Origin of the sequence: Shewanella sp. SR44-3 (assembly GCF_014163735.1) — a bacterium.
Classification (GTDB): domain Bacteria; phylum Pseudomonadota; class Gammaproteobacteria; order Enterobacterales; family Shewanellaceae; genus Shewanella.
Window position 1 is genome coordinate 1 of the sequence record NZ_JACJDV010000023.1, and the last position, 11,538, is coordinate 11,538.

Annotated in this window: 8 protein-coding genes and 3 tRNA genes; 3 read left to right on the forward strand and 8 right to left on the reverse strand. The window is 44.6% G+C overall.

The window, feature by feature from the left end; translation table 11 throughout:
* Positions 1-58: 58 nt before the first annotated feature.
* The 4 genes from H5073_RS12080 to H5073_RS12095 form a co-directional block, all read right to left on the reverse strand.
* A tRNA-Asn gene (locus tag H5073_RS12080) sits at positions 59-134 on the reverse strand.
* A gap of 57 nt (positions 135-191) precedes the next feature.
* Positions 192-267, reverse strand: a tRNA-Asn gene (locus tag H5073_RS12085).
* A gap of 48 nt (positions 268-315) precedes the next feature.
* Positions 316-391 (reverse strand) — tRNA-Asn (locus tag H5073_RS12090).
* A gap of 210 nt (positions 392-601) precedes the next feature.
* Complete coding sequence (locus H5073_RS12095) at positions 602-1,465, reverse strand: hypothetical protein (RefSeq protein WP_182679827.1); 864 nt, start codon at positions 1,463-1,465, stop codon at positions 602-604.
* A gap of 230 nt (positions 1,466-1,695) precedes the next feature.
* Here H5073_RS12095 and H5073_RS12100 point away from each other — a divergent pair, with 230 nt between their 5' ends.
* A complete protein-coding gene (locus H5073_RS12100) occupies positions 1,696-2,619 on the forward strand; it encodes a LysR family transcriptional regulator (RefSeq protein ID WP_182679828.1) in 924 nt (307 codons plus the stop codon).
* A 94-nt stretch (positions 2,620-2,713) separates the two neighbouring features.
* Here the strand turns inward: H5073_RS12100 and H5073_RS12105 are convergent, their stop codons facing one another.
* Both H5073_RS12105 and H5073_RS12110 read right to left on the reverse strand, forming a co-directional pair.
* Positions 2,714-3,616 carry a YjjW family glycine radical enzyme activase gene (locus tag H5073_RS12105; protein ID WP_182679829.1) on the reverse strand — a complete coding sequence of 301 codons (903 nt, stop codon included), beginning with the start codon at positions 3,614-3,616 and terminating at the stop codon, positions 2,714-2,716.
* Positions 3,588-5,162 (reverse strand): YjjI family glycine radical enzyme, encoded by a 1,575-nt coding sequence (locus tag H5073_RS12110; RefSeq protein ID WP_182679830.1) that lies wholly within the window; start codon positions 5,160-5,162, stop codon positions 3,588-3,590. The genes H5073_RS12105 and H5073_RS12110 overlap by 29 nt, the downstream gene beginning before the upstream one ends.
* 349 nt (positions 5,163-5,511) lie before the next feature.
* Here H5073_RS12110 and H5073_RS12115 point away from each other — a divergent pair, with 349 nt between their 5' ends.
* Positions 5,512-6,987: a transglycosylase SLT domain-containing protein gene (locus tag H5073_RS12115; protein ID WP_182679831.1), complete on the forward strand. Its 1,476-nt coding sequence runs from the start codon at positions 5,512-5,514 to the stop codon at positions 6,985-6,987.
* Positions 6,988-7,133: 146 nt separating this feature from the next.
* Here H5073_RS12115 and rsmF read toward each other — a convergent pair whose 3' ends face one another.
* Positions 7,134-8,588, reverse strand: coding sequence for a 16S rRNA (cytosine(1407)-C(5))-methyltransferase RsmF (gene rsmF, locus H5073_RS12120; protein ID WP_182679832.1), 1,455 nt, complete (start codon positions 8,586-8,588; stop codon positions 7,134-7,136).
* Between the two features lie 125 nt (positions 8,589-8,713).
* Here rsmF and H5073_RS12125 point away from each other — a divergent pair, with 125 nt between their 5' ends.
* Positions 8,714-9,940: a nucleoside recognition domain-containing protein gene (locus H5073_RS12125; protein ID WP_182679833.1), complete on the forward strand. Its 1,227-nt coding sequence runs from the start codon at positions 8,714-8,716 to the stop codon at positions 9,938-9,940.
* Between the two features lie 287 nt (positions 9,941-10,227).
* Here H5073_RS12125 and punC read toward each other — a convergent pair whose 3' ends face one another.
* On the reverse strand, positions 10,228-11,502 hold the full coding sequence (gene punC / locus H5073_RS12130) for a purine nucleoside transporter PunC (RefSeq protein WP_259394889.1): 1,275 nt from the start codon (positions 11,500-11,502) through the stop codon (positions 10,228-10,230).
* Between the last annotated feature and the right edge of the window lie 36 nt (positions 11,503-11,538).

Below are 11,538 nucleotides of genomic sequence, written 5' to 3' on the forward strand. Positions count from 1 at the left end.
TACCGACTGAACTACTGGGGAATGGTATAACTGTATTCTTGTCTTGCTTTGTGTTGAGTGGCTCCCCAGACTGGACTTGAACCAGTGACATACGGATTAACAGTCCGCCGTTCTACCGACTGAACTACTGGGGAATTGTCTCAACTCATTATATTAATAAATCAAACGCTAACAACTTATTGCTAGTATATTGGCTCCCCAGACTGGACTTGAACCAGTGACATACGGATTAACAGTCCGCCGTTCTACCGACTGAACTACTGGGGAATCGAGTTTAATTTTTTAACTGCCTCAACATTGAAACGCTTAAGTGTTTGGCTCCCCAGACTGGACTTGAACCAGTGACATACGGATTAACAGTCCGCCGTTCTACCGACTGAACTACTGGGGAATCGATTTAACACTTGTGCTTAGCTATGTATTGCTGAGAACGGAGCGCATAGTAAAACGCCTAGTGGAATGAGTCAACTCGAGTTAGGAAAAAAAGTGTAATTAACTCGTTAAGTGCTCAGCAAATGTTCATCATGGTGCACATTTGTACCTTGGTGGCGGAAAAAAGCGCAATATAGTTGTTTTCAAATAAGAAAGTTAACTTTCTCATTCAATCTTCTATTGCAGGACTAATAAAAACTCGTTCACTGTTCCAAAGTTCAATAATTTTGCGGCTCTTGTCTTTATTCCAGTAACATTTACCAAACAAGATGATGCCTGCTCCTTCAAAATCCCGCTTATCCGTCAAGTCGAAACGTTTGAGTAACCCTGCTCGATGGCGGCCAAGGGGAATGCCAATATCATCACAATCTGCAGGATTTAACCAACTAAGCTTCGCATCAGTATGGGAAAGCGTACCCCAATACATTTTAGGTTTTGCCGTTTTAATACTGTCACTGGGATGGGCGTTGGCAAAATTCACAAATAAATTCTTGGCTTTAAACTGATAGCCAGCATCAATTTCAATTAAGGTTTCGGCCGTTGCGAGGTTGCTGCCTTTAAGTAAGCTGTTGAGTAACTTACTCATACTAAGGCGGATAGCCTGTGGCGCTTGAGATGGAGTCAGGGTTTGGGTAACGGCATTGGACTCAATTGCTTGACCAGTGTTTTTAGTATCAGTGGAGGTCGTGGCCGCCGACGTCATCGACTTGGTTTTGACAATGCATGGCGCCGAAAAATCCAGTACCAATGGCTTATTCTCAATAATCAGCTTATCAAGCTCTAAAGCATCGCGAGTTTCTTTTGTGCTTTGGTTAGTTAACCGCGCTTGATCACAATCATGGCTATGATAACGAGACCCGAAACAGGCCGACTTACCGTCAACACTTTGCTTGCGAAAATAAGCCTTACCTCCACATTGCTCACAGTACAGATGTTGCCGGTAGCGATCAATGTCAGCGTCAGACAGTGCAACAAAAGTCACAATCGAATACAGCTGCTGCTCATTATCTAAGCTTAAACGTGCATCTAGCATAACCTGCGACCTCAATATATCCGATGGAAACGATTGGGTTGTAACCCAATAAAATACTTAACCGTAACTCGGGTAAGGAATAAACGGCGTTGCTCCCGCTAAATAGCGAATATACCAGTATTTTATACTGTGAGATGGATCTTAATTAGTCAGGCATAACATATACCTAATTTTATTTTACGTTTATATTTTTGCATACAGCAGATGACTTATAAACGGTAAATACGCTAATGGAATTGGCAAAGCTTTCTCGGATCAGCATGAAACACTTGGTCACTTTGCATGTGATGCTAGATACCCTCAGTGTGACCACTAGCGCAGAGCGCTTATGCTTAAGCCCTTCATCGATAAGTAAAACCTTAAGTCAGCTAAGGGATAGTCTCAATGACGAATTATTTTATCGTCATGGTAATGTGCTCATCGCAACGCCACTGGCAAGGCGTTTAGGCCCAAGTGTACAACAGATGATCAATGATATGGGTCAGATAATGAGTCAGAAGGCGTTTAGTCCTAGTGAATATCATGGGCGTTTTTCTCTTGCAATGCGAGAAAGTACCTTCGAGTTATTAGCCGCTAAATTAAGTGCTCATATACTCAATCTGGCGCCCAATATTCATTTAGATATATACAGCAAAGACAATGTTGGTTTTGATGGGTTAATGAAGGGCTCGTTAGATTTTATTCTGTTACCTCATGACTTAAGTCAGCCGGCCGATATTGATGAGAACTTAATATGGGAAACCCTAGTTGATGATGAGATGATTTGCCTTATGAGCCCGGCGCATCCTTTAGCGGATAAGCCAGAAATAAGTCTCGATGATTATTTAGGATTTAGCCACATAGGGATCTCTGACATTGATTTGAGTACGCCTTTTTTTGATATTTTATTAGCGCAGCAATCTAAGAGACGTGCTGTGCCGATTTCAGTTGCAGACTTTGGCAGTGCAGCTGTTATGTGTCATCACAGTGAGCTGCTGTTTACTTGCTCACGTCGCTGGGCTTCAGTTGCTAAGCAAGCGCAAGGTTTAGTGATCAAAACGTTACCCATAGATTACGGTAAAGTGGCGTATAGCTTAGTATGGCATAGACAAAGTCACAACGACCCCGCACTGCGTTGGTTGTACGAACAGATACTGCTAGCGATAAATTATTAGCGACGTAGCGACTATCGCTGCCGATGTTATGGCTATTGGTAGCGTAAATCGTTGTGATGAAAAAAGGCTTTGAAGCACAAATGTAAATCGACCATTACAGATATAGCACAGGCATAATAAGGTTTTTTACACCTCGAAGGCTTAAATACTCAGCTAAGGTTTCAATATCAGTTTGAGTACATTGGGGCCAATGTAATACCTGTTCGTTAACCCCATGATGGTGAAAGGCATTTAATTTTACCCGTATGTTATCAATGGCTGTTAGTCGGCGTAAATAGCAGGCCAGAGCCTCTATCTCATGCAGGTAGTCAGTGATCCCTGGGATAGGTAATAACCTAACCTCATAGAGTTTGCTGTGCTCTGCTAGCAAGCTAATGGATTTAAATACCGGATGATTATCACGGCCGGTAATGTAGTTATGGGTTTGCTGTTGCCAGGCTTTTAAATCCACCATAGCGCCATCTAAAAATGGCAGCAATTTGCCCCAGCCTGTTTCATTTAAGGTGCCATTAGTGTCAAGCATACAAGTCAAGTACGACAGCGTCTTGGAGGTTTTAATCCCCTTAAAAAGCGCTATCACAAAAGGTAATTGTAAACTGGCCTCACCGCCGCTGACGGTAATGCCATTAATGAAATGATGTTGTGCTTCAATGATTTCAAGTAATTGAGCAACAGTATAGCGCCATGTTTTTGGACTCGACTGCGTGGGGCATACAGCAAGACAAGTATCGCATTGGCTGCAAAGATTATTGTCCCAGAGGATGTGGCGCTTACCCTCTAATGTGCTTTCACTCAGCGCCTGTTCAGGGCAATGCGGCACACAATCACCGCAGGCATCACACAGGTTGATGGTGTGCGGATTGTGGCAGCTTTTACATTGATAATTACACCCCTGTAGAAATATCACTAGCCTGCTGCCGGGTCCATCTACACAGGAAAACGGCAGTATTTGGCTGACAATGGCGTATTTACTCATAGTGATAAGGGGCGTATTCATGGGCTATCACTCGGGCTTGACGCTGTAATATCCCGGTATTCATGGCGGCCTCAGCGGCGAGTCCTGTGGTGTTACTGCGAGACCCCGCTTGTTTGAAGGCCGCAATATCTGAAAGCTTGACCATATAACCTGTCACCCGTACCAGATCGTTAGAAGCCACATTAGCGCTGAACTCCCTAAAGCCTAAGTTGAGTGCTCCCTTGCAGAGTTGAAACATGGCTTGTGGGTTGGCTTTAACGGTTTCATCTATGGTGAGAATGTCACTGATCCCCGCGGTATAGTACTGATGATGTTGAGCCAGCGCGTTAATATGACTAATGGGATCGGGCTCTGTGCCATAGGGAATACGTACCCCAGGGGTGACATCTTTATCCAGACTAATTCCGCCTTGGGAGTGCAGTAGCGCTCGGCCTTTGTAGCCATAGGTAACGGGCGTTGATTTGACTATTTTGTCTAGGGCTGCAGAAATGCTGTGCCCTAATTCATTGGCTGTTAGTTCATGACCATAACCTTTGTTAGCATTACTATTAGCCGAGGAAGAATTGTTGCTAGCTGAAGTGGCTGTGTTTGTTAAGGTTTGTAGAATATTCACAGCTTCAGCCATACCATAAATGCCAAACATGGGGGCAAAACGTGACTCATAAATAAGCTGCTCTTTGACTAAAAAACTGTCGAAAAAATGCGATTCTTGATGTAAAAATGCCGAGCGTGCTTCAATGAGTTCAAACATTAGCTGGCAATAATGAGGCAATGCTTGCTCGAAAAAATGATTGATGCTACTGGCCGTTAAAGCAACGTCCTTAAGGTTGAGCCGCACTAAGGTATTGGCACCACCAGCTAAAGGCAGCGCGTTATAACAACTGACAATCCCGAATCCTGCATCATCAAATGCGTTTCTATGTAATGGGTAATTGGCTATGTGAGGTTTACTGCATTCACAAATATTACTGGCAGCCAACAACAATAAATCATCAGGAGTCACGGCTGGGTCATACATAAAGGTTAAATTGGGCGCAATTTGTTTTAATTCGGCATCAATTTTTAAGATTGTTCGGCAGATAATGTTATCCGTTGGGCCTATATTCACATGCATAAATGCATCGGGTAAGGTTCTGTCGAGTAAAATCCAAAAACGTTTAAGCTTAGCGTACAGCTCATCAGCATCTATACCTTGTACAAAAGGCATCAATACGTCATCTAGCTGTCCTAAATACACAGGAATTCCGGTCACAGAGGGCACATGATGATAAATAATGATTAGGGCATTCAATGCTTCGTCAAAATTACTTGCAGGGGATAATTCTAAATAGGTTGAACCTTGCTGAAGGTATTTAGCATAATCTGGTAACACATAACGGGGTTTAAATGGTGCGTGGCCTTCAAACATATCGCAGATAATGCCTGTGTCCATGGCTATTTTTACGGCATCAGAGACCTTCATATAAGGCAGATTGGCTTCAGCCTCCAATGCTAGGTAATTCGATTTCTGTTTAGGAGAAAGCTGAGAATGATTGATAATTTGGCTTATCTTATCTTGAAATGTCATGGTGAGATCCCACTGTTGTGCTATAAGGTTTGACCTGATAACCGCTTCTGATGTGGATTAAGTTACCCTGTAAAGAGATGTTTCAACAGTGAAAATAACTGAAAGGGGGATTGATATAATCGAAATCCGTAGATGGAGATCACGACATGAAATATAAGTCAGTTTAGCTTCATTCAAGTATGAGTTTTGATTACCTCTGGTTTGAGCAGGATTAAGAACAGCGCTTATAGGCTAATGGCGGGACAAGTGTTAAAAACTGATTTACAATGCGAAATCTTGCTTAAAAAAACCTTTAGCACTGTGGATCAAGCATACACAGTGTCAGTGAACATACTGAGGACTCGCTCAATTGAGAGTATCACTTTACCTTTTCGCGTCGAGTCTGCTGCTATTAAGTGGCTGTCAAACCATTGCTATTAAAGAGGATATTTCCCAAGAGAGCGGAATTCAAGGTACTCATAACACCACATCAAGGATAAGAGAGTCCACCCAGAGAATATCTGCTGATAATGCCGATGTGTGGCAACGTATTCGCCGTTCAATGGCGATGCCTGTTCCTAACCACCCCTTAGTTAACCGATACCGTGATTGGTTTATTCAAAACCCACAACATCTTGAGTTAATCTCAGAGCGGGCACGTCCTTTTTTATATCTAATTGTTGAAGAACTTGAAAAGCGAGATTTACCCATCGAACTTGCGTTCTTGCCTATCGTTGAAAGTTCATTCAACCCATTGGCCTATTCAAGGGCACAAGCGTCAGGTTTATGGCAATTTACCTCCCCCATGGCCAGCCATTTTGGCTTAGACATGAATTGGTGGTATGACGGGCGCAAAGATGTTCCTGCCGCGACAATTGCCGCCTTAGATATGCTTGAATACTTGTATAAAAAAACTGATAACTGGCTCTATGCGTTAGCAGCATACAATGCTGGTGAGGGCCGAGTACGAAATGCTATTCAGCTTAATCAAGCCAGGGGACTCAATACCGACTTTTGGTCACTGGATTTACCGACAGAAACTGAGCAATACGTACCGCAACTACTGGCATTAGCCGAGGTAATTAAACATGCTGATAAATACGGCATAAACCTTAATGCCATCCCTAATAAGCCCTTAGTTGAAATTATTGATGTAGGCAGTCAAATTGATTTATCGGTTGCCGCTGAACTGGCACAAATTCCCATCGAACGGTTGCAAAAATTGAACCCTGGATTTAATCGTTGGGCCACATCGCCTCACGGACCTCATCAATTAGTTGTGCCTGTAAGTAAGGCCGATGATTTCAAACAAGCTCTAGCAGAGACTGACATCAGCGACAGAGTAAAGTGGTTTAAATATCAGATTAAAGCAGGTGATAATATTAATGCTATCGCCAAGCGTCATCACACTAGCGCACTCACTATAAAATCCATGAATGACATCACCGGCGACAGGATAGTGGCGGGTCAATTTTTGTATATGCCAGATGTGGCCATCAAAGCTAAAATAAGGGAGGTGAATAACATCCAAGTATTAGCTCCAGCAGTGTCAAATAAACGATTGAAGCAACAGTCAGCTATAGTATTAGCCCCTAAGGATGCTAGGGTTGAACCCATTAATAATCAATGGGTTACAAAGTCTGTGAATGGTAGGTATCGTATTGAACACAAAGTGAGATACGCCGATACACTTTGGAGTATCGCTAAAATATATAAGGTTAGCGTAGCGCAAATCACTCGCTGGAATAAGATGAGTGATAGCCATAAAATAAGCGAAGGTAAAACCCTTAAAATCTGGACTCTAGTAACACAGGATGGCCGTTCGGCTGCGTTGAGCAATATTTAAGAGTCACAAAGCGAGGTATCTCATTACTCACCCTGCTAAATCAAAAGGTTTTAACTCCTTTTAACGACTGATGTTTATGCCTCTGTGACTCAATATACAGCTGCTTATGGTAGATTGAGACTCCTAATTCTAGTCTCAATCTGTTTTTAGCCTAGATTATCTCTTACCAATTCCCGTGGTAGGCTGTTTTTAAGCCTGTGACCTAAATGTTTAACGACACCTATGGCGGCGCCGTGGTAGCTGACTATCATTTCCCCCTTGGGAGTGAGGTCAAGTTTGCCCTCAAAGCTTGCGGTGTCTATGTCGCGGCCCATTAAAAATTGCTCAGTTTGGGCTTGATTTAATGGGATGCACCTTGCGTTATTGTTTAGATTGTTGCCAAGTTTCGCCCCTAAGGCGATAACGGCTTCATGCTTGATTTTAAACCCTTTCTTAAGCACATCGGCGAGCTTAATCCCAATGCGCTGAAACCGCATGGTGCCAATGAAATCACTAAAGGGTGCGGGAAATAACCAGAACTCATCATCCCTTAAATAAACCTGCGCCCCTAGTGGCAAGCTTAAGGCGAAGCTTTGCTGGATATAATCTTGCAGCGCAGTAATTTGTTTTTCAGGGGCTGGGCTAAAGGGAAAATTCTTCTGGGCTTTAGGCTGGCTTTTTATCCTGGGTACTGAAGCGGTTTTACGAATTTTGGCAACAAAAAAACCTTCGCTGTCATAAATTTGCGGCCACACATGCAAAAAGCCTTCTTCAGTGCAGGCCTTAGCTGCGCCATCAAATAACTTACTTAAGGATTCAAACGCTACCGCCTCGGGATAACGGCTCAATAGGTGCTGACAAATGGCCTGATTTTCAAGCTGGCTTAAGGTGCAGGTGGAGTACACCAAGGCGCCGCCGGGTTTTAACGCTAAAAAGGCGGCTTCGATTAAGTCTTTTTGGGTGCCTGCAATGGCTATCACATCATCGAGCTGCCACTCTTTTAGGGCGTTTTGATCTTTACGCACTGTGCCTTCGCCGCCACAAGGGGCGTCAAGCAGCACGGCATCGAAGGCTTCATATTGATACTCACCAAACACGCGGCCATCAAAATGCGTCAGGGCGCAGTTACTCACGCCCATGCGCAGCACATTGGCGTGTAAGACTTTCACTCGACTGGCGGAATACTCATTGGCTATCAACAGGCCGTTGTTATTCATTAATGCTGCCATTTGGGTGGTCTTAGAGCCTGGAGCCGAGGCCATATCCAGCACTCGCACAGGCGCGGCGGCATCTGCATTATTGGCAAACAAGGCCGTTGGTGGCAACATGGAGCTGGCTTCTTGAATGTAGAACAAGCCTTGAATGTGCTCTAGGCAGTTGCCCAGTTGCTCATCCTTGCTAAGGGTTATCCAAAAGCCATCGCTGCACCAAGGCACTGGCGAGAAAGACCAGCCGCGAGGCGTCATCAGGGCAATAAAGTCTTCGCTTGAAATCCTTAAGGTGTTGACCCTAATGGATTGGCGCAAAGGGCGGTTACACGCCAAGATAAACTCATCCATGGACAGGTGATGAGGCAATTCTTGTTCAATGTGTTTGATAAAGTTTGGATTTATTTGAAGCATAATGTAAAAATGTTCATTATCTCAGTGCACTAATGGGCGTATTCTAGCATGGCTTAAGCGTCAACGGCGATGTCAAAGCGTTCAGTTCTTCCCCTTAAATTTCCCCCAAATGAGTGAGGCAAGCCTTGTTAAACCGTGTGTGGTTAATGTTTTTTGTGGTTTCATCTATTGCCATAGTGCTTGAGCTTATTGGCGGCAATACACAAGTGTTAAGCGTGGCGGTAGACTCATTATTTGCGAGCGCGAAACTTGCCGCGGATATTTCCTTGGGCTTAATTGGCGTGCTTGCGCTGTGGATGGGCTTGATGCAAGTGGGGGAGAAAGCTGGTGTAGTGGGGCTATTTGCCAGATTGTTTGAGCCTTTATTGCACAAATTAATGCCTGAAGTGCCAAGAGGCCACAAGGCTTATGGCAGTATTTCGATGAATTTAACCGCCAATATGTTGGGGCTTGATAACGCCGCTACTCCCCTAGGGCTTAAGGCGATGGAGGATTTACAAAGCCTAAACCCAATCAAAGCCGTGGCCACTAACGCGCAAATTTTATTCTTAGTGCTCAATACCTCATCAGTCACTTTAGTGCCTGTCACTGTGTTTCTCTACCGTGCCCAGCAAGGGGCTGCAGCGCCTGCGGACATTTTTTTACCTATATTGCTGGCCACCTGCGCCTCGACCTTAGTGGGGTTGACTGTGGTGTCCATAGTGCAGCGCTTGTCCATATTAAATACTGTGGTGCTGGCCTATGGCGGGGTGATATTTGCAAGCCTCGGGGCGAGTATCTTTTATCTTTTGAGTTTATCGGCAACCGCCATAGGTGAAGTCTCAAGCGTGCTGGGTAACGGCATCTTACTTGTCCTCGTGTTGAGTTTTATTTTGGTGGCAGGGTTTAAAAAAGTGGCTATTTATGATGAGTTTATCGAAGGCGCGACCCATGGGTTTAAGCAAGCGATTCAGCTTATTCCTTACTTACTTGCCATGCTGCTTGCCATAGGTTTTTTACGTGCATCGGGCGCATTGGATTATGCCCTGTCGGCCTTGGCAAGTGTGGTGCATGTTATGGGCTTTGATGGCCGCTTTATTGATGCCATGCCCACGGCATTGATGAAGCCCTTTAGCGGCTCAGGGGCCAGAGCCATGATGCTTGAGACCATGTCCCACCATGGGGTGGATTCTTTTGCTGGGCGTTTGTCGGCGATATTTCAAGGTAGCACAGAAACCACTTTCTATGTGTTGGCGGTGTATTTTGGCTCAGTGGGGATTAAAAATGGCCGCCATGCCTTAGGCTGCGGCCTAGCAGCCGATGCAGGCGGTATCATTGCTGCCATAGGCGTGTGCTACTGGTTTTATGGTTAATAGAGTTTAGTGTGTGTTTATGCTTGGATAATTCTTAGTAAAGTCAGATGACGGGCTGATAAAGCTGTCGTTTGTTTGCATGATCAATATCATCAGTAGCTTACTTGCTAACTATCAAGTATCTCTTAATGCTTCTGTTCCATCTACTGCATTTGCAAAACCTTGAGATCTTATTGTCTGATGGAGTTCACCATTTAGTTTGCTGCAGAACGTGATTTACGATGATGAAGTGACTGCTTGTGCTATCTCTTCATCCTCGGATTGTTACCTCATTGCTTGCCTAAATGTCATGTAGACTTGTTTCGAGTCACTCTCGCCGCTCTGGCTGGATCTGGGAAGCAAAACTGCGCACCTATCTGTTTCCAAGAATCATGACATTGAATGCTATGCCCTAGGGCGACTAACACTGAACAGCCGAGTATGCCCCAGCCTATGGCGTTGTCGCCCGCGCTTGCCCAGATGGCGACTAAACTCGATGCGCCAAAGGCGATGCTTATCTGTAAAAAGTTTTGCAATCCCGCCGCTTTTGAGGCGTTGGTATTAAATTGCTGCAAGGCGTTGTTGACCACTATGGGGTAAATCGCGCCATTGCTGCCAGCCAATAATGAGAAGGCGATCAGCAGGGGCAATACGCTTTGGGTTTCTAATACCACACTTGATATAAAAATGGCGGCAACGCATAAAGCGAAAAAGATCAGCAGAGCGTTTAAGCTGACTGCGGTGCCAAACTTTCTGATGAGTCGCTTGCTAGAGTAACCACCAACAATAAACATGATGGTTTGGGGGATGAAACTTAAGCCAATTTCAGTGGCGGCGTGGCCGTATTGCTCCATGGCGGCGGGCCATAGGGTGAGGTAGGCGAAGAATGCCCCAGAGCAGGCGCCAAAAATAATCACATTGCCTAGGTAGCGGGTGTTCCCCAGCAGTTCCATATAGCGGATATCTGGGGCGTTTTTGTGTGAGTGCGGCTGTTTTTTCGGCACAAAAACGTAAGTCATTACAATCAGTAATGCGGCAATAAGACATAAACTGACAAACACCGCACGCCAGCCAAAACTATTCAAGATAAACGCCCCTGCGATGGGCGCTAATGCCGGAGACAAGGCCACTAAAGGCATAATGTTAGCGAAAATACCTTGGGCTTTATCGGCTGGGTATTGCTCTATCACTATGGCTTGCCAGATCACCGCAGCGCTACAGGCACCAATGGCTTGGAAGAAACGGCCAATATTCATCATCAACATAGAATCACTGTTGGCAATCATAGCGCTGGCTAACATAAACAGGCTTAAGCCCACAAACAGCGAATGGCGTTTGCCTATGCGGTGAACTAATGGCCCATACAAGAGCTGACCCACGGCAAGACCTGCTAAAAAGGTGGTCAGTGAGATGGCTACGTCTGAGCTACTGGCATTAAATGTGCTTTCAATGGATTTGAATGAAGGCAGATACATGTCGGTAGCTACAAAACCTAGCATGCTCAGTAAGGCGAGATAAAATAGAAATAAATAGAATGTGATATTTGCTGGTTTTTTGCCAATATCTTGAATGTCGTTGCTCAAGTTGCACCTGTAATCTTTGTTGGTTCAATAGATGCC

Bases quoted from the DNA above. Each gene is read 5' to 3' on its own strand.
- H5073_RS12095 (WP_182679827.1), bottom strand. From the start codon at position 1,465: ATGCTAGATGCACGTTTAAGCTTAGATAATGAGCAGCAGCTGTATTCG.
- H5073_RS12100 (WP_182679828.1), top strand. From the start codon at position 1,696: ATGGAATTGGCAAAGCTTTCTCGGATCAGCATGAAACACTTGGTCACT.
- H5073_RS12105 (WP_182679829.1), bottom strand. From the start codon at position 3,616: ATGAATACGCCCCTTATCACTATGAGTAAATACGCCATTGTCAGCCAA.
- H5073_RS12110 (WP_182679830.1), bottom strand. From the start codon at position 5,162: ATGACATTTCAAGATAAGATAAGCCAAATTATCAATCATTCTCAGCTT.
- rsmF (WP_182679832.1), bottom strand. From the start codon at position 8,588: ATGCTTCAAATAAATCCAAACTTTATCAAACACATTGAACAAGAATTG.